This window comes from Frankia sp. CcCS3 (assembly GCF_977927575.1).
This window is the reverse complement of the sequence record NZ_CDWRCL010000062.1, coordinates 1-18,025: the sequence shown is the minus strand read 5'-3', so window position 1 is coordinate 18,025 and position 18,025 is coordinate 1. Positions and strand designations below refer to the sequence as shown.

The following is an 18,025-nucleotide window of genomic DNA, read 5'->3' as shown; positions in this document are numbered from 1 at the left end:
GGCCATGACCTGACCTGGCGTGGTGCCGAGGTGCTGTATCTCCGGCTGCTCAACCACCGGGGCTACGAATACGAGAACATTCTCTTTGGAAATGTCATAAACGAGCGGTACCCATACTTCGTCGGCAAGTTCACCGGAAAGATCAGCAGCTATGTGAGCACGCTCGGCCGCGAGTTCCGAGAGATCCTCGAGACGGCGTGCTTCACGTACGTCGAACAGTTGGTCAAGGTTCCGGCGATCATAATGATCATGTTCTCGGTGAACCTCTACTCGGGCCTGACCTTCCTGGGTTCCGTCGCGATTATGCTTCTTGTCGGCAGGCACACCGTCAGTCGTTCGGCCCGCGCGGAGAAGCGGCTCGCGGACGAGGTCTCGGAGATGGACGGTTACGTGATCGACGTCATCTCGAACTTCGTGAGTGTGAAGTCGTTCCTCCAGGAGGAGGCTGAGTACGAGCGGGTCCGCCGGCGTCGTCGCCGGGTCATCGCCGCCGCGTATCGCTCGTCCTTCTGGAGCATTGTGTTCTGGAACCTCGATGAGCCTCGTGGTCCGGTATCTCGTCTGGCCGGTGTCGATCGTCCTCAACCTGCATCTGTTCCTCCGCGGTGAGATGAGCCTGGCCCAGTTCACGACCTTTCTCTCCGCGCTGGTCCTCTTCTCCGACTTTATCTGGGGGACGGTGTGGGAGATCGCGCAGCTTAATCTCCGGCTCGCCCGAATCGAGGAGGCCTACCACTAGCTCTTCGCTGGTCGGGACATCCTGTCGGCCAGTCCGGATAATTCGGCTGGTCCGGATAATTCAGCCGGTTCAGCCGGTTCGGGCCGTCCCGCGGTTCTTCCCGTAGTTTCCGGTCGGCTGCAGTTCCAGGGCCTGTCGTTCGCCTATCCCGAGAACGACCGGAACCTCGTGCTCGCGGGCATCGACCTGGCCATCGAGCGGGGCGAGAAGATCGGCATCGTGGGTCGCAGCGGAAGCGGCAAGACGACGTTCATCAAGCTGTTGCTGGGCTACTACCCGCTCCCGCCGGGCATGGTCGCCGTGGACGGTGTTCCGGTGCCCAACCGCCAGCTCGCCCGGGGCATCTCCTACGTTCCGCAGGACACCACCCTCTTCCACCGGTCCATCCGGGACAACATCGTCTACGGCACCGCGGGCCCGGTGACCCAGGCGCAGGTGGAGGCTGCGGCGCTGCGGGCCCACGCGCACAGCTTCATCTCGCGGGCGCCCGACGGTTACGACACCGTCGTCGGGGAACGCGGCATCAAACTCTCGACCGGGCAACGGCAGCGGATCGCCATTGCCCGCGCCTTCCTGGACGACAAACCCATGCTCATTCTGGACGAGGCGACGAGCGCACTGGACAGCGAGAGCGAGGTACTCGTCCAGAACGCACTCGAGGACCTGTGGCGAGACAAGACGGTGATCGCCGTCGCGCACCGGCTGTCGACCCTGCTGCACATGGACCGCATCGTCGTCCTCGACGACGGCCGCGTCGTGGAGCAGGGGTCCCATCACGAGCTGCTCGAGCGGCGGGGGCGCTACCACCGGCTGTGGCAGCGGCAGAGCGGAGGAATGATCCCGGTCGAGTAGTCGCCGGATGACGGTGACCACCCGACCACGACGAGCGGAGGGCCTGTCCTACCCCTACAGAACCGTTGACGGAGCCTGCGCAGGGCTGTTAGCTTGCTCAAACGAAACGAAAACGATTTTCGTTTCGTTTGAGTCAACGCGGGCATCCGCTGTCCATCGATCAACCTATGTCGGTACGTGCCACGCCGACGCCATCGGTGGGTGCCGCGGACGCGGTACGGCTGCGGGCGGTGGCGGCGCTCCGACCCGCCCGCGGGATGCCCGCGGTCACTGCCGGCGCCGTGCTGCCGCGGGCGGCGCGCAGCGCGCGCGGCAGGTTCCTGATCACTCTGCTCGCCCTGGTGCTGGCGACGCCGATTGTTGTTGGGGCAGCGATCGGCGTGGGTTCGGTATCGGTGCCTCCCGGCGAGGTGTGGTCCAGCGTCGTGGCTCATCTGACCGGCAACGGTGCTCAGTCCTCGATGATCAACGATCAGATTATCTGGCAGGTGCGGACGCCGCGGGTGTTGCTGGCGTTCGTGCTGGGTGCGGGCCTGGCCGTGGCCGGAGCCGTGCTGCAGGCGGTGGTGCGCAACCCCCTCGCCGATCCGTATGTGCTGGGCGTGTCCTCGGGGGCCTCCGTCGCCGCGGTCGCTGTCCTCACCCTGGGAGGTGGTCTCGTCGTCGGGGCTTGCCGCGGCGGTGGGGGTGTCGGGGGCGGCGTTCATCGGTGCCGTTCTCACCCTGGCTCTCGTGATCGCGTTAGGGCGTAGGCGCGGTTACCTGGACCCGCAGCGGCTGCTGCTCGCGGGGGTGGCGCTGACCTATCTGTTCCAGGCTGGCACCAGCTACCTGCAGTTGCGGGTCGGTTCGAACCAGCTCGCCGCGGTGCTGGTCTGGCTGCTGGGAACGGTGTCGGGGGCCGAGTGGGACACATTGGGGCTGCCCGCGTGCATCGTCGTGGCCGCGACGCTGTGGCTGCTGGCGCAGGCCCGGTCGTTGAATGCCTTGCTGCTCGGCGATGAGGCCGCCGCCTCGCTGGGTATCCCGGTCAGCCGGCTGCGGACCCAGCTGCTGATCGTCACCGCCGCTCTGACAGCGTCCGTCATCTCCGTTGCCGGCGGTGTCGCGTTCGTCGGCCTCATCGCGCCGCACTGCGTCCGGATGCTCATCGGGTCGGACCACCGGCGGCTGCTCCCGGTGACGGCGCTGCTGGGCGGAACGTTCCTCGTGCTGGCCGATCTCCTCGGCCGGGTCGTGGCCCGGCCGTTGGAGCTGCCGTTGAGCATTATCACCGCGGTCGCCGGGGTGCCCTTCTTCCTCGTACTGCTGCGCCGGTCGGGACGGGCGAGTGGTGCCTCGTGACGGGCCTTCGCCTGGAAGGTCTGGGTGTCGTCGCCGACGGGGTACAGATCGTGTACGACTTGACGGTCGACTGCCCCCCCGGCGCCTTCGTCGGCCTGGTCGGTCCGAACGGCAGCGGGAAGTCGACCGTGCTGAAGACGGTCTACCGGGCGGTGCGGCCGACGTCCGGTGCGGTGCTGCTCGACGGGACGGACCTGGTCAGGGACCTCACCCCGCGCCAGTCGGCGCGGCGGGTCGCGGCCCTGGCGCAGGAAAGCCCCGATGGCTTCGACTTCACCGTCCTTGAGGTGGTCGCGACCGGGCGGACCCCCCACCAGAGCGCGTGGAGCCCGATCTCGGCCGGGGATCATGAGATCATCTCGGCCGCACTCGACACTGTGGGCATGGCCGCGCACGCCGGGCGGGCGTTCGCGTCGCTGTCCGGCGGCGAGAAGCAGCGGGTCCTGCTGGCGCGCGCCCTCGTGCAGGCACCGTCGGTGCTGATTCTGGACGAGCCGACCAACCATCTGGATATCAGCACCCAGCTGAGCCTGCTGGAGTTGGTGCGCTCACTCGGGATCACCGTGCTCGCCGCGTTACATGACCTCAACCTCGCGGCGGCCTTCTGCGACCGGCTCTATGTCCTGCACAACGGCACGGTGATCTGTTCGGGAAAACCGGAGGACGTCCTGACCGCCGACCTCATCGGCCGCGTGTTCGGGGTGCGCGCCGACCGGAGCGTCCACCCGGTGACCGGCCGCCTCCACCTCGCCTTCTCCAGTCTTCCCTTCCCCAGCCCGTCTTCCTCCAGCCTGCCCGGAACAGACGAGCCGGCCCCGGTGGTAGCTGGCGCGGAAATCCCGATAAAGCAATGACCCGATGAAGCAATGGAAGGAAACAGAACCCGATGAAGAAACTCGGCGCCGGCGTCGCGGTCGCCGCCCTGCTCGTTGTTACCGCCGGTCTCACCGGCTGCGGGTCCGGTTCGACCACCGGCGTGGGCAGTGCGAGCGCGGCCGGTACCCGCTATCCCGTTGAGGTGGCGAACTGCGGCCGGACCCTGCACTTCGACAAGGCCCCGGCGCGGGTCGTCTCCGGGTGGACCACCAGTACCGAGCTCCTCATCGAACTGGGCCTGACGGACCGGATCGTCGGCCAGTACAACACCAGCAGCGGCACACCGGCGGCGAAGTACGCCAGTGTGGAGGCGAAGCTACCCGTCCTCGGTACCGGCGCACCGACCCGAGAGGCGCTGCTCGCCGCCCGGCCCGACCTGATCTGGGCGGATGGCAGCTATCTGTTTGACGGCCGGCAGCTCCCCACGATCGCCGAGCTGGCGGCCCAGGGCACCCAGGTGATGATTCTCAGCGGGTTCTGCACCGACGACGCCACTAAGGCGACGGTCCGTGACGTCGACACCGACCTGACCGCGCTCGGCACGATCTTCGGCATTCCGGACCGGGCCAGGCAGGTCCAGGCCGACATCAACGAACGGCTCCGCCAGGTCGCGACGAAGATCCAGGGCAGGGACCCCGTCCCGGTCGCGATGGTCGCCACCTACCAGGGAACCGTCTACACCTACGACGGCGTCTACACCGACATCGCGCGGCTCGCCGGGGTGCGGAACATCTACGCGGGCACCCTGCCCAAGGGCAAATACTTCAGTGAGCTGTCGGTGGAGGACCTCATCAGCAAGAATCCCGGCACCCTCGTCTATCTGCTCAGCGGCAGCGAAACCGAGGCCGAGGCCGAGGCCCGCAAGTTCCTCACCTCCCGGCTCCCGACCGTGGCGGCAGTCCGCAACAACCGGATGTTCTTCCTCCCGCAGTCGGACTCGGCCAACCTCGCCGGCGTGGAAGGCGTGACAAAGCTGGCCGCCGCGCTGCACGCCTGAGCCGCAGACCCAAAAATGTGGGACAACCTGAGATGAGTAACAACCTGAGATGAGTACGGTACCCGCCTTCCGGCTTTTCCTGGCGAGCCGGGCTGTCTCCTGGGCGGGTTCGGCGATGACGCTCGTCGCGCTCCCGGTGCTGCTTTTCCAGCGCACCGGGAGCGGCACGCTCGCGGGCGTGCTGGTCGGTCTCGAAGCGGTGCCCTACCTCGTGCTCGGACTGCCCGCCGGTGCCCTGGTCGACCGCTGGGATCACCGGCGCACGATGGTGGTCACCAGTTGCCTCAGCGGCCTGACGATGGCCAGCATCCCCGTGGCCCACTGGGCCGGTGTCCTCACCACACCCCATCTGCTGATCTCCGCGGTGCTTGTTGCCTCGGTCTTCGTGTTCTTCGATGCGGCCAGCTTCGGCGCAGTCCCGGCGATCGTGGGACGGGACGCGGTGGCCGCGGCGACCGGGGCGATGGTGTCGGTGAGCACCGTTGTCAACCTGGTCGGGCCGGCCGTCGGCGGGGTGGCCGCGGCCACGGTGGGCGCAGCCAATGTGCTCGCCCTCGATGCGCTCAGCTACCTGGTCGGTGCCATCCTGCTCTCCCGGGTGCGCTGGGCCGTGCCGGCCGCCGCCGACCGGAGCGGGGCCGACCGGAGCGGGGCCGACCGGAGCGGGGCCGACCGGAGCGGGGCCGACCGGAGCGGGCCGGCTGGCAGCCGGGTGAGCCGGACCCGTCGCGACATCGCCGAGGGCCTGCGCTACATCCGGGGGCATCGCCTCATCCGGACTCTGACCCTGCTCGGGGCCGGCAGCAGCCTGTCCGGGGGCGCGGTCACCGGCCTGGTCGTCGTCGTCGCGGTACGGCAGTTCGGCCTTCCCGACGACGACCCGCGGATCGGTCTCCTCTACGTCGCCGCCGCGCTCGGAACGCTGATCGTCAGCCAGCTGCTCAGCCGCGTGCACCGACACGTCCCCACCGGAACGATCACACTCGGTGCGTTCGGAGCCAGCACGCTCGCCCTGATCGGCTGGTCGCTGAACACGGCGTGGCTGCCAGGGATGGGCATCCTGCTGCTCTGGCAGGCCAGCACCTCCCTGGTCATCCTCAACGGCATCGTCGTCCGGCAAGCCGTCACCCCCCTACGCCTGCAGGCCCGGGTCAACACCACCGCGAGGATGATCGCCTGGGGCGGGACGCCGCTGGGTGCCGTGCTCGCCGGCATCCTCGCCGATGCCTGGGGCACCCGGGCCGCTCTGCTGACCGCCTCGGCCGAGGTCGGCCTGGCGCTGGTAGCGGGCCTGATGGCAGGCCTCGGCCACACCGGCAGGCTTCAGGACCTGATCAGGGCCGACGAGGTACCGGCCAACCCGCCGCAGGCCGGGCCCGGTGGGCCGGACGCCGAGGTCCGGGCGGTGACAGCCGCCGAATGAGCCCCCGAATGAGCCGCCCGGCTGATGTGTGGATATCGGCCCATCCCCACGCCACTCGTGCTAGTGTTCCTGTTGAAAATGAAAACCGTTTTATTGCGAAGGAGGTGAAGCATGGCGGAGATCTCGTTCGAGGAGCTGGCCGAGGCGCCGGTCCTCGCTGCCCCGCAGGACCCGACCACGCACGCGCTCGTCCAGAGCCCGTTCGCGTGGGACGACGAGGAGTAGTGCCCCCGGTTCACTGAGGGCACCGAGTGCACCTTGGTGAGCCAGCGCAAGCCGTGACCGCCGGTGCCGTCAGTTCCCGGACGGCCCCGACGGTCACGGTCTCCACCGGGTTCATCCCGGCCCGCGCGGCCCGTGTCGGCCATGACCCCTGCTGACCACGGCCGCGACCAGTCCACCATCACCAGACCACCACGACCGCGACACACCGGATGAGGAAAGCCGACGTGTTCGCTCCTGGCCACCATCTCTACCGGGCCGCCGACGGGAGTTGGCGTTACAGCGCCCCCGGGGACGTCTTCGTCCGAATTGGCGGCGAGGACCGCCTGCTTGCCCTCGTGCGGGACGTCGCGGCCGGAGCCACCCAGCTGCCCCTGCCCGATGTGGACCGACCCGCCGTCGAGCGCATGACCGCCGCGCTCACCGATCGCGGCGTGTTCGTCGGCCCGGGGCGTGTGGGGACCGTTCCGGCTGGCTGGAAGGTGCGCCTTGACGGCGACAGTCCGGTCGTCGGGAAGCTCACCGAACTCCTGGGCGACCTCCTCGAGGACGTCGAGTGCACCGTGGGCCCGGCGGACGAGGCCGCGGTCGCCGGCTCGGACGTCGTCGTCAGCTGCGCCCGGTGGCTGCCGGACTCGCACTGGTGCCGGCTCGACCAGTGGTGCGCGGCGCACCACACCCCATGGCACGGCTGCTACGCCGAGGGCGACACGTTCGTTGTGGGACCCTTGTCAATGCCGGGCCGTACGGCGTGCTACCAGGACACCAGAGGACGTCGGCTCGCCGCGGCCGCTCTCCCCGACGAGCTGATCGCCCACTGGGCCTACCTCGATTCCGACGCGGTCAAGCCGCCGGCCCCGTTCACCCCGGCAGCCACTGCGGTGCTGGCGGGGCTGCTCGCCGCCGACCTGCGGGCGCTGGCGGCGGGAAGCGCCGTTCCCAGCGAGGGGCACCAGCTCGTCGTCGACCTGACCACGGCGTCGATCAGCCGGCATCCGGTGCTTCCTCTTCCCAACCTCGCGGTCAACCCAGTATAGGCGCCGGGGCATGCACGCCATCGACGCGAACCAGGCCGTGCCGGCGGCGGACGGCGTCCTGCTGGCGACCGACGTCTACCGTCCCGACCGGCTACCCGCCCCGGCGGTGGTCACTCGCACCCCGTACGGTCGCGGTTCGCTGCTGGCAAACGGCGTCGGGTGGGCGCGGAACGGACTGGCCTACGTCGCCCAGGACGTGCGGGGGCGCTACGGGTCGGACGGGACCTGGACCCCGTATCAAGGGGAGCGCGCCGATGGCCGGGCGTTGGTCGAATGGGTCCACCGCCAGCCCTGGTGCGACGGGAACGTGATCCTCGCCGGAGCCTCCTACGGCTCGTTCACCGCGTGGGCAGCCGCCGTCACCGTGCCCGAGCTCGTGCGCGCAGTGATCAGCGAGGTACCCGCCGCGGGTCTGCGGCCCGCCAACGTGGACCCGTCGGGGATCCTGCGGCTGGCCGAGTACGCCGGATGGTGGACCGAGCACGCCGAGAGCCGCACCAGCAGGAACGGGCTGTCCGCGCAGATGCTGGGCTGCGAGCCGGACCTGCTGCGGCACCTGCCGGTCGCTGACCTCGGCCGGCGCCTCTGGGCACGGGTGCCACGCTGGTGGAGCGCCATAGTCCCGGCTCTGTCAGGCCCGGCTCTGTCAGCCCCGGCTCCGTCGACGACCGGCGACGGCCCGGCACCGCACGACCGTACGGGCGACGACCTCGGGGCGGGCATCAGCACGCAGGAACTGGCCCGCTGCTCGCTGCCGTCCCTGCATATCGGCGGCTGGTACGACCTCTTCCTGCCGCAGACGCTGTGGCAATGGGAAACCGCGGGCCGCGACCGCGCTCCGAACAGGCCCGCCCGGGGCCTGGTGATCGGGCCGTGGGGGCACGAGCTGTCGACCCCCGCTTCCAGCTCGGCGGGTGGGCGGGAGCACGGGCCCGCCTCGCAACTGCCGCTGGGACGCCTCCAGGTCGCGTGGATCCTTGACGTGCTGGCCGGCCGGGACGCGTCGATCACCAAGGTGTTCCTCGTCGAGGGCGGACGCTGGCTGGACCGGTGGCCGGCGCCCACCGCCACCCTGGGCCTGCAGGCCAGCGCTGACGGGTCACTCCTGCCGAACCCGCCCGAGCGGCCCGCCGAGCACCGGTTCACCTACGACCCGCTCGCCCCCTTCCCCAGCCTCCCGCGGGACTGCGACCGTGCCTCCCTGGACGCCCGCGCCGACGCCGTGGCATTCCGGACCCCGCCACTGACGACGCCGACCGCCATCGTCGGCGCACCCACCGTCACGATGGCCGCGGACACCACGGGCCCCGGCACCGACTGGATAGTCCGGCTGGTGGAGCGGCTCGGTGACGGCCGGGCCTTGGAGGTCACCAGCGGCGCCGCTGCCGTCGGGCCCGGCGCGGCCACGGTGTCGATCCCGCTCGACGCCACGGCTCTGCTGCTCCACCCCGGCAGCCGGCTAGAGCTGCAGGTCACCAGCAGCGACTTCCCGCGGCTGGCCCGCACCCCCAACACCGGCCAGGACCGGTACACCACCAGCGCCACCCGGACCGCCACCCAGACCATCCACACCGGTCCAACCCGCGGCTGCCGGGTTGACCTGCCCGTGCTGGAGCACCCGTGAGATCAACCACCCCCGCGCCGGCCGAACGGCGTCTCGTCGACCGCCGGCTCGGCGTCCTCACCCAGATTGTCCCCTACCAGCCGAGCCCCGCCATGCCGCGCTGCTGGGTCGGCTGGAGCGCCCGTGCCGCCGACACCCGTGCGTTCGCCACCTGGTCGGCCGAGCGGTTCGGCTTCGGTGCCGCTCTGGGCGATCACGACCGGGCGCGCCGTGCCGCGGTCGGGGAGGCCATGGAACGGTACTGCGGCAACGCCGTGCCCGACGCCCTGGAGATCGCCTGCTACGACGATCTCGCCAGGGCTGGGCGGCCGGCCCTCGACCCGGCGACCCTGGCGCTCTACTCCGACCGGCAGTACCGCGCCCGCGGGTTCCCCTTCCGGCCCTTCACCCGCCAGACACCGGTGGCCTGGGTGCCCGGCCGCGACCTGTACGCCGGGGATCCGGTGCTGGTGCCCGCGTCGATGGCCTACCTGAACTACTTCCGCGGCGCGCACGCCGACGAGGTGACCACCCACGCCATGCTGTATGCCGGCATCGCCACTGGCGAGAACCGTGAGCACGCCGAGCGTTTCGCGTTGGAAGAGCTCTTCGAACGCGACGCGAACACCATCTGGTGGGCCAGCGGCGCCGCAGGCTGGGCCGTCGCCGATGCGGCTGAGCTCCTCGACCGGTACGACATCGCCCACGGAGAGGGCACCGGTCGCACCATCCGGTTATTCCAGGTGCCAAGCCAGTTCCCGGTTCCGGTGCTCGCCGCCTTCCTTGAAGAACCGAGACGGGGGCTGATCGCATACGGCACGGCCTGCCGGGCGGGCCCGCGGGAAGCGGCGACGAAGGCGCTCGTCGAAGCCTTCGCCATGCTGGAACTGACCGCCGAGCTCGCGGACGGTGACAGCGCGCACTGGCGAGCCGTCGCCCGCGGCGAGATACCCCCGCACACCTACCTGCCCTACCGCGCCGACCGGCGGTACGCGGATGACATCCGGCCGGATTTCCGCGACCTCGTCGACCTGCCCGCGGTCGCCCAGCTCTACCTGGATCCGCGGATGCAGGGCCGGCCCCTCGACCGGCTCCGCGACGACACCCGCACCACCCGGCTCGCCGACATCCCCCGGGCCGACGGGGACGTCAACAGGGACGTCAACAGGGACGCCAACGGGGACATCAACGGGGACACAGCCCGCCGGCGCTATCTCGACATGCTCGCGACGCAGGGCCTGCCCGCCGTGTCAGTGGACGTCACCACCCCGGACGTGCGGGCGGCCGGCCTCACCGTCGTGCGGGTCATCGTCCCCGGGCTCTACGGCAACCCGCCCGCGGCCTTCCCGTTCCTCGGCGGCGAGCGGCTCTACGACGTACCCGCCCAGCTGGGCCTGGCTGCCGGAAAGCTCACCGAAGACACCCTTTATCCGTACCCGATCCCGCACGTCTGAGGCGCACCCATGGACCTCGCCGCGATCCTCGACCCCCGATCCGGGATCATCCGCCGGATCGAACGCAACACCATTCCCGCCACCCTGCCGCCCGAATTCACCATGTACACCGCCGTCCTCTCCGACACCACCAGGTTCTCCGCCTGGGCCAGTGACTTCGCCGGAGCCGGCTACGCCCTGCTCGACGACGACGCCGCCCTCGGGCCCGCCGTCGGCGAGGCCGTCGAACGCTACTGCGGGAACCTCGTCCCCGCCGGACTGCGCCGCGCCACCCACAAAGAGCTCACGGCGGACCGCGCCACCGTGCTCGACCCGCGCTCGGTGGTGCTGTACTCACCCGCCCAGTACGCCGGGCCCTACTTCCCGTTCACCGAGTACCGCGAGGATCTCGAGCTGGAGTGGACACCCGGCACTGACCTGCTTGCTGGCACCCCCGTCTGGGTACCCGCGCAGCTCGTCTGGGTGTCCTACGCCCACCAGGCCCAGGCCCGCGGGTTCCCCTACCTCAGCCCGGTCCTCAGCGCCGGCCTGGCCGCCGGTATGGACCAGCGCTCGGCGCAATGGTCGGCGATCTGCCAGATGATCGAACGTGACACGCTGACCATGGCCTGGCACGGCCGCCGGCCGTTGCGGGCCATTACCCCGCCCCCCTGGATCGCGCAGCTTGCCACGGGCGCGCACGGAAGCATGACGACCCGGTTCGTCGAATTCCCGAACGAGTTCGGCCTCGTCGTCGCCGGCGCACTGGTGCACGACACGGCGACCGGCTACCTGACCATGGGAGCAGCGTGCCGGACCACCACCACGCCGGCGCTGCGCAAGGCCCTTGCCGAAGCCTTCCAGCTGCAGATGTTCGTCGCCGACCTCGATGACCCCGACGGCCCCTACATGCGCGCCGCACGCAACCCGCACAGCCCCCTCAAGCCGTGGCGAGCTGACCGGCGGTACCTCGACGACTGCCGAGACGACCTGGCAGATGTCGTCGAGTACTGCACCCACCTCCAGCTCTTCCTCGACCCTCGCCTGCAGGACCGGCTGGAGGCCGAACTCGCCGAGACCCTCACCGGCACGATCGGCTGGGAGACCCTCGACCGGGACGCCCGGCACGCCGGAGTCGACGACCCGATGGTGCTCGCGCGCACGCTCGCCGGCGCCGGCCACCCGGTGACATCGGTCGACGTCACCACCGAAGACGTGCGCCCCACCGGCATGCGGGTCGTGCACACCTTGGCCCCCGGCCTGTACTCGAACACCTCCGTCGGCCTTCCGTTCCTCGGCGGCGCCCGGCTGGCCAGGCAACTCGCCGCGGCGGGCACCACCCGGCGCGACCTCCCGCTACCGCATTAGTGCATTAGCGACGTAACCGAAAGGACGAGTGTGGCCGAGGACGTCACCGCGCTGGAGCGTATCCGGCGGGCCCAACAGGTCCTCAATGGTCCGCCGACCCGGCAGGTGGTGCTCGACGGACTGCGCGCCGCCACCAGCCGGATTCCGCTGCCGGCACCGCGCGCGGACCTGCCGGTCGAGTTCGGCCAGGTGCTCGCGGCACGCAGGTCCTGGTACCGGTTCGATGCCGAGGCGCCGACCGCCGAGAATGTCTCCTCGCTCCTACGCTGGGCGGTTGGTCCGCAGCGGGATGTCCGATTGCCCGACGGCAGTCAGCACCGGATGTGGATGGCGCCGTCGGCAGGTGGCCTGCATTCACTGTCCATCTATCTCGTCATTGCGCGCAGTGCGCAACTGTCCGGCGGCGTGTTCCGGTACGACGCCGAGGACCACTGTCTGCAGATGTTGTGGTCCGGCGAGCCGGTGGCGGCGTTGCGTTCGGTGCTGGTCCAACCCGAGTTCGCCGAACGGGCGCCCATGGCGGTCGTCGTAGTCGCCCGGCTTGACACGACTCTCGTGAAGTACCCGGCACGCCATTACCGCACCCTGCACCTCGACGCGGGAATCGCCGTGCAGAACCTCTACCTGGTCGCGGCCGCACTCGGGCTGGCCGGATGCGCCGTGACGGCCTTCGACGACCAGGCCCTCGCCGAGTTGCTGCGCCTGCCCGACACGATGTTCCCGACCGTCGTGTTCCCCGTCGGCCGTCAGCCGGTCCGACCGCCAACCAGGCATGCGAGCTGACTACATTTCACTATCGCCGGCCGCGGCGGCCGTCACGGCCGCCGCGGCCGGACGTGGGCGGCCGAGGTGCCCAGCCCCGTGGGGCCGCCGAAGAGCCGTACTCCCGCCGTCGGGTGGTACCGCAGTTCGGACTCCTCGTACCGATGCGTGCCCTCATGCCAGCGGAGGATCCCGGCCAGCCAGTTCTGGAGTTCCCGCGCATAGCCCAGCAGCGCCTGCCGCGCCGGCGCGTCCAGGGCGAAGCTGTCGAACAGCGCCGGAAGCTCGTGCGCCACGATGTGCTCGAACTGCCGTATCCGGGAGGTCATCAGATCGTTGACCACCGTGAGGGCACGCTCCCGGTCGCAGTCGAGGAAGTTCTCGACGACGAGGACACAGTTGTGGATCTCACCCTCGAACTGGATCTCCTTCTGATAGGAGAAGACGTCGTTGAGGAGGCAGGCGTAGTCCGCGGCCGCGTTCTCCAGAGCCTGGATCGGCCGGGTGCGGTAGATCTCGGGTGGCACGGTCTGCTCCCGGGCCAGCCGGGACAGGCTCATCGTCAGATCCGAACCGAAGGTCGCCCGGCGCATCTCAATGTAGTCGATCGGGTCGGGAATGCGATTCTGGGCCTGGTTTGCCAGCTCCCACAGCCAGCTGTCGATCATAACCTCGACGGCGCCGCGGAACGTCTCGCGCGCGCCTGGCGACATGGTCTCGGTGGTGCGCGCCCACAGGTCGGCCAGACCGCGTTCCAACGCGTTGGCCGGCACCGCGGTGACGGGGGAGTCCACCGGCATGAACTCCGACAGCCGGGCGTTGCACACCTTGGCCCCGAGGATGTCCCGGGTGCGGCCGAAGATTACCGGGTAGTAGTCGTCGGCGTAGGTCCCCCAGGTGAGCCAGTCCGTCGTCAGATTCAGTTCCGGCAGGGTCGCGTCCGGATGGATTCCGGCCGAGCACAGCGCGAAGTCGAACGCCCGCAGTTTGTGTTCGTCCCAGATGCCCGGAATCGGGTCCAGCATCCCCACCGCCCGGGCCCAGATGATGTTCTCCCGGCGGGAGGCGTCCAGATGCGGGCTCTGCCCGGTCGAGAAGGGCATGCAGAAATCGGGATGGCGCAGCGGCCCGACGATCTGGTGCGGGATGTGCGTGAAAGAGCGGATCCGGCGCGGTGCGGTGGTGACGAGGGACGGCACGATCCGGGCCGCCGAGGTACCGAGACCGGTGAGTCCGAGGAGTCCGCCGAGCTCGCCGCTCCCGGGCGCCACGGCCCGGTTCATGTACCGGCTCGAGCGCAGGTGCCACTCGTGGCCCCCGGACTGCCAGTCCTGCAGACCCTTCACGTACGCCAGGACCTCCAGCCGGCTCCCCGGGTCGACACCGTGCTCCTCGAGGACCGCCGGCAGTTCGGTGACCGCGGTGTGCTCGAACTGGTGCAGCCGCGAGGTGAGCAGGTCGTTGACCGTGTCGGCGGCCTCCTGGGTTCCACAGCCGAGGAAACGTTCGATGACGAGCACGCCGTTGCTGAGCTCGCCCTCCTCTTCGACCTCGCGCTGGTAGGAGAACAGGTCGTTGCGCAGGTGCACGGCGTCGGCGAAGGTGTCCCGCAGTACCTGCAGCGGCCGGGTTGCCGCGACCCGGGCCGGAACCTCGGCATCGGCGGCGTGCTCGACGAGGTTCGCCGACCAGGGCGCGCCGCCGACCTTGCGCCGCATCTCGACGTATTCAATCGGGTTGGCGAGCTGGCCGGCGTTGATGTTGGCTAGTTCCCACAGGGACTCGTCCAGTAGGTTCTTGGTGCTGACCGCGAACCGCCGCCGCCAGTCGGCGGAACGCTCCGGGACGGTCCGGGTCCACAGGTCGGCGAGTCCGCGTTCCACCGGGTTGGTCGGCGTCTCGGTGATCTTACCGTCGACGGGCATGAAGGCGGGCAGACGGTCGAGGTAGGCCCGGGCGCCGGCCATGTCGTGGGACCGCTTGTACAGCTCCAGGAAGTGGTCGTCGAAGTAGAACACCCAGACATACCAGTCGGTGACCAGATCGAGTTTTCGGCCGACGGCGTCCGGATGGGTGTATGCGCAGAGCAGGGCGTAGTCGTGTGCGTCGAAGTCGGCCTCGGTCCAGATCACGGTTCCGTGCTGCGGAGAGTCGATCATCTCCATCTCGTCGGCCCAGGCCCTGCTGTGCACGCGGGCCTGTTCCAGGTTCGGATTGAGCCGTGCCGGATAGGGCACGTAGAACTCCGGTAGCGTGAAAGGCTGCATGACCCGCTGGTGAACCTTTCTCGGTCACGGGCTGGACGGCCGGCCCCGAAAGTCGGCCGGATACGGATCCTTATCCGTATCCGGCACCGGAGAACCTTCCCCGGGGAATCGGTCCCGGGGAAGGCGTACCGGGTCTGCCGGGGTGGCAGCGGAGAAGCGAACAGTCGGGGCGGCCGGGAGAGATCGGGCCGGGATGCCGCGGAGCCCAGCGGAACCCTCCCGGAACCCCGCGTAATCTCGCGTAATTCCGCAGAATTCCGCGGGTTCCGGGTGATCCCAGCGGCTCGCGCGGCCGGGTGTCACCGACCGATCTCGACGTTCTCCAGGATGCCGAGCGCGTCGGGGACGAGCACCGCCGCGGAGTAGTACGTGGTCACCAGGTACGAGATGATGGCCTTGTCGCTGATACCTGCGAATCTCACGGACAGGCCGGGCTCGTATTCGTCCGGCAGGCCGGCGTGGTGCAGGCCGATCACCCCCTGGTTCTCCTCATCGGTGCGCAGTGCGAGGATGGACGTGGTACCGGTCCTGCTGATCGGAATCTTGTTCAACGGGAGCAGGGGAACGCCGCGCCAGGCCGGCACGTGCTGGTCGTGGAAGAGGACGGTGGCCGGGTAGATGCCGCGGGCGGTGCATTCCCGGCCGAACGCGGCGATGGTCCGCGGGTGGGCGAGCAGGAAATGTGTGCTGCGTCGGCGGCTCAGTAGCTCGTCGAGGTCGTCCGGGGTAGGCGGACCGCTCCGGGTGTGAATACGCTGGCGGAGGTCGGCGTTGTGCAGCAGCCCGAAGTCGGGGTTGTTCACCAGTTCGTGCTCCTGGCGTTCGCGCAGGGCCTCGACGGTGAGCCGGATCTGGTGCTCCAGCTGGTTGTGCGGTTCGTTGTAGAGGTCCGCCACCCGGGTGTGGATGCGTAGCACGGTCTGGGCGACGCTGAGCTCGTATTCGCGGGGCGCCAGCTCGTAGTCGACGAACGTCCCCGGCAGGTCCGGTTCCCCGGCGTGCCCGGCGGCGATCGTAATCTCCGCTTCGCCCAGGCGGTTGCTCGGGGGCTGGGGTCGGGTCCGGTACTCGTCGAGGTGACGCCGCAGCTCGTCGGAGGAGTCGACGAGCTCGGAGAACTGCTGGCGCGACAGGACGAGGGCCGTCGTACCGGTGAGTGCGCGGGCCGTGAACTCCCAGGTCAGGTCCTCCTCGACCAGCACCTCGTCACCGTACTCCCCGGGGCCGAACCTGCCGACCTTGCCGTGCGCGATCAGGAACACCTGGTCGGCGGCCTGACCACCCTCCACCAGGACGTCCCCGGCGGCGAACTCCCGTTGGGCGAAGCGGTCCGCGAGCGCGTCGAGCACCTCGCCGTCGAAACCGCGCAGGGCGGGCAGCTCGCTGAGTTCGCGCGGAACGACCCGGACCTCGGATCCGGTGGTGGTGAACGTGAGGAGCCCGTCCCCGAGTATATTAGGTCAGGCGGCGGTTGACCCGGTACACGCCGCCGGACGCCTGGACCCACGGCAGTACCCGCAGCAGCCACCGGGAGGTGATCTCCTGCATCTGCGGAACGGACTTGGTGGTCGTCGCGAGATTGCGCGCGGCCGCCGTGCCCAGACTCAGCCGGGGCTCTTCGCCGCCGGCATCCGTACCGGTCTGCACGGGTTCGGTCATGACAGACTCCACCTATTTCTGGTTTTCGCAGGGGCAGTTTTCCCACTGGGAGTGGGGGTTTACACTGGGGATATGGGGGTTTTCCCGGAGTGCGGTTTTGATTGACTCGGCGCACGTGCAGGAGGCGCGGCCTGTGCACGGTCATAGGAATGTGCGGGCGTGACGGGCCCCGGCGGCTGGCGGCCGACCGCGGGTACATCGAACCGACACGAAATGCGGGACGTCGAAGTTCCGATACTGCGCTGGGTGAGTCTCGCCTTCCCTGAGTAGCGATGACATCGATGGGCGCTCCGTCGGTGTAACCCCCCATGACGTCGAGTCAACATGCGCTTGTCTCGAACGGAACGCGCGTCGCCTCGCCGCGCATTGGAAGCCTCCCGCATCGATCACGCGGGCGGCAAGCACTTTGCGGAACCAATCAGATCTGGTCCGGGCAGACTGGCCTGCCCTAGTCCCTCGGGCCGGTCCGGCAACCACGCACCGTCAAGGGCGGCCGGGCGTTTTCTCGATCGTTTTCCCGGCGTCCCGACCGGCTGTCGGTACGCAGCGGACAGGCGTTCTGCCCGCCTTTTCCGCTGGTGGATCCAGCGCCGATCGGCGCCCGTGTCCCGGCTACGGTGATATCGGGTCGAAATCTGGTCCGGCTGTCGGTCGAGCGTTCGCGGAGCCCGCGCGCGAAATGCCTTCGGTGATATTAGATCGCGTGGCGGACCATAGCCAATTCTGCCGGGGAACCCGGGTCGGAGCGCCGTCGTCTCCCTCGAGTGCGGCGCGCGGATATTTCTTCACCCCCACGCCGGTGGACCGGAAACGTCACGGTGACGGGGACGGAGACGGCGCGTGGCGTCCCGCCGCTCCGGGCCCGTTGCAGCCGGCCCGTCCGCGGCAGATCCGGACCGGTTGCGGACTCCTCATGACACGCCATAGACGCTGGCTGCTTCGCCTGGTCAGGGCCTCGGCCCGGAATCGGGTCGGGTGCCCGCCCCGGGTCCGCAACCGCGGCCTGGTCCGATCATCCGCCGGATGCGGCGGCCCTGCGGCCCCGTCGGGGCCAAAGGCCTGGAGATTGCGGGACCTGTGGCCATTGCGGGACCTGTGGCCATAGCCGGAACGGTGTATCCGTCCGTCCGGTATGGCCGGCCGGGTGATCGACCCGACGCGCATCGTATTGAGCCGGTCCTGCCGACCGAGGGAGCCATTGCCTCCCGGCAACGGCGCCGGCCGAATCCCGCGATGCGAGGGGCATGCCTCGGCTGGTCGCCTTCGCTTCAAGCTTCGGCTCAAGCCTTGGCGCCGAGATTATCACTATACGTGTCTTTGGAAGGACATTAGCGTTACTCCATCGTACGCGCCGGTGCGGCGTGACCGGTGCGGCTTCACCGGACGGCGCAGGTGCTCCCGGGCGTCAACTCACCGTCATCACGCCGACGGGCTACTAGGGCC

Annotated in this window: 15 protein-coding genes and 1 pseudogene; 14 read left to right on the top strand and 2 right to left on the bottom strand. The window is 69.4% G+C overall.

Features of this window, described 5'->3' with window-relative positions; all coding sequences use genetic code 11:
• The 14 genes from AC08OQ_RS08210 to AC08OQ_RS08145 all read left to right on the top strand — a co-directional run.
• A partial coding sequence (locus AC08OQ_RS08210; protein WP_476604905.1) for an ABC transporter transmembrane domain-containing protein occupies positions 1 to 609 on the top strand: 609 nt, incomplete at its 5' end.
• A gap of 1 nt (position 610) precedes the next feature.
• Positions 611 to 739 (top strand): hypothetical protein, encoded by a 129-nt coding sequence (locus tag AC08OQ_RS08205; protein WP_476604904.1) that lies wholly within the window; start codon positions 611 to 613, stop codon positions 737 to 739.
• 168 nt (positions 740 to 907) lie between these two features.
• Positions 908 to 1,591 carry an ABC transporter ATP-binding protein gene (locus tag AC08OQ_RS08200; protein ID WP_476604903.1) on the top strand — a complete coding sequence of 228 codons (684 nt, stop codon included), beginning with the start codon at positions 908 to 910 and terminating at the stop codon, positions 1,589 to 1,591.
• Positions 1,592 to 1,758: 167 nt separating this feature from the next.
• The gene (locus AC08OQ_RS08195) at positions 1,759 to 2,343 is read left to right on the top strand and encodes an iron chelate uptake ABC transporter family permease subunit (RefSeq protein ID WP_476599933.1); all 585 of its coding nucleotides are present in this window, start codon (positions 1,759 to 1,761) and stop codon (positions 2,341 to 2,343) included.
• Positions 2,279 to 2,935 (top strand): FecCD family ABC transporter permease, encoded by a 657-nt coding sequence (locus AC08OQ_RS08190; RefSeq protein ID WP_476599935.1) that lies wholly within the window; start codon positions 2,279 to 2,281, stop codon positions 2,933 to 2,935. Before AC08OQ_RS08195 ends, AC08OQ_RS08190 begins: the two co-directional genes overlap by 65 nt.
• Positions 2,932 to 3,789 (top strand): ABC transporter ATP-binding protein, encoded by an 858-nt coding sequence (locus AC08OQ_RS08185; protein ID WP_476599937.1) that lies wholly within the window; start codon positions 2,932 to 2,934, stop codon positions 3,787 to 3,789. The genes AC08OQ_RS08190 and AC08OQ_RS08185 overlap by 4 nt, the downstream gene beginning before the upstream one ends.
• A gap of 32 nt (positions 3,790 to 3,821) precedes the next feature.
• Entirely contained in the window at positions 3,822 to 4,808 is a 987-nt protein-coding gene (locus AC08OQ_RS08180; RefSeq protein ID WP_476599939.1) for an ABC transporter substrate-binding protein, read from the top strand.
• 49 nt (positions 4,809 to 4,857) lie between these two features.
• Entirely contained in the window at positions 4,858 to 6,231 is a 1,374-nt protein-coding gene (locus tag AC08OQ_RS08175; RefSeq protein WP_476604901.1) for an MFS transporter, read from the top strand.
• A gap of 111 nt (positions 6,232 to 6,342) precedes the next feature.
• Positions 6,343 to 6,456, top strand: coding sequence for a streptamidine-related RiPP repeat protein (locus AC08OQ_RS08170; protein ID WP_023840694.1), 114 nt, complete (start codon positions 6,343 to 6,345; stop codon positions 6,454 to 6,456).
• 224 nt (positions 6,457 to 6,680) lie between these two features.
• A complete protein-coding gene (locus AC08OQ_RS08165) occupies positions 6,681 to 7,490 on the top strand; it encodes a TOMM precursor leader peptide-binding protein (protein ID WP_476599943.1) in 810 nt (269 codons plus the stop codon).
• Positions 7,491 to 7,500: 10 nt separating this feature from the next.
• Positions 7,501 to 9,114: a CocE/NonD family hydrolase gene (locus tag AC08OQ_RS08160; RefSeq protein ID WP_476599945.1), complete on the top strand. Its 1,614-nt coding sequence runs from the start codon at positions 7,501 to 7,503 to the stop codon at positions 9,112 to 9,114.
• Positions 9,111 to 10,547, top strand: coding sequence for a YcaO-like family protein (locus tag AC08OQ_RS08155; RefSeq protein WP_476599947.1), 1,437 nt, complete (start codon positions 9,111 to 9,113; stop codon positions 10,545 to 10,547). Before AC08OQ_RS08160 ends, AC08OQ_RS08155 begins: the two co-directional genes overlap by 4 nt.
• 9 nt (positions 10,548 to 10,556) lie before the next feature.
• Complete coding sequence (locus AC08OQ_RS08150; RefSeq protein WP_476599949.1) at positions 10,557 to 11,894, top strand: YcaO-like family protein; 1,338 nt, start codon at positions 10,557 to 10,559, stop codon at positions 11,892 to 11,894.
• A gap of 30 nt (positions 11,895 to 11,924) precedes the next feature.
• Complete coding sequence (locus tag AC08OQ_RS08145) at positions 11,925 to 12,677, top strand: SagB family peptide dehydrogenase (RefSeq protein ID WP_476611971.1); 753 nt, start codon at positions 11,925 to 11,927, stop codon at positions 12,675 to 12,677.
• A 32-nt stretch (positions 12,678 to 12,709) separates the two neighbouring features.
• Here the strand turns inward: AC08OQ_RS08145 and AC08OQ_RS08140 are convergent, their stop codons facing one another.
• Entirely contained in the window at positions 12,710 to 14,923 is a 2,214-nt protein-coding gene (locus tag AC08OQ_RS08140; RefSeq protein ID WP_476599953.1) for a family 2 encapsulin nanocompartment cargo protein terpene cyclase, read from the bottom strand.
• A gap of 299 nt (positions 14,924 to 15,222) precedes the next feature.
• Positions 15,223 to 16,582, bottom strand: a pseudogene (locus tag AC08OQ_RS08135) (family 2B encapsulin nanocompartment shell protein).
• Positions 16,583 to 18,025 lie beyond the last annotated feature (1,443 nt).

Bases quoted from the DNA above. Each gene is read 5' to 3' on its own strand.
- AC08OQ_RS08205 (WP_476604904.1), top strand. From the start codon at position 611: ATGAGCCTGGCCCAGTTCACGACCTTTCTCTCCGCGCTGGTCCTCTTC.
- AC08OQ_RS08195 (WP_476599933.1), top strand. From the start codon at position 1,759: ATGTCGGTACGTGCCACGCCGACGCCATCGGTGGGTGCCGCGGACGCG.
- AC08OQ_RS08180 (WP_476599939.1), top strand. From the start codon at position 3,822: ATGAAGAAACTCGGCGCCGGCGTCGCGGTCGCCGCCCTGCTCGTTGTT.
- AC08OQ_RS08175 (WP_476604901.1), top strand. From the start codon at position 4,858: ATGAGTACGGTACCCGCCTTCCGGCTTTTCCTGGCGAGCCGGGCTGTC.
- AC08OQ_RS08170 (WP_023840694.1), top strand. From the start codon at position 6,343: ATGGCGGAGATCTCGTTCGAGGAGCTGGCCGAGGCGCCGGTCCTCGCT.
- AC08OQ_RS08160 (WP_476599945.1), top strand. From the start codon at position 7,501: ATGCACGCCATCGACGCGAACCAGGCCGTGCCGGCGGCGGACGGCGTC.
- AC08OQ_RS08150 (WP_476599949.1), top strand. From the start codon at position 10,557: ATGGACCTCGCCGCGATCCTCGACCCCCGATCCGGGATCATCCGCCGG.
- AC08OQ_RS08140 (WP_476599953.1), bottom strand. From the start codon at position 14,923: ATGCAGCCTTTCACGCTACCGGAGTTCTACGTGCCCTATCCGGCACGG.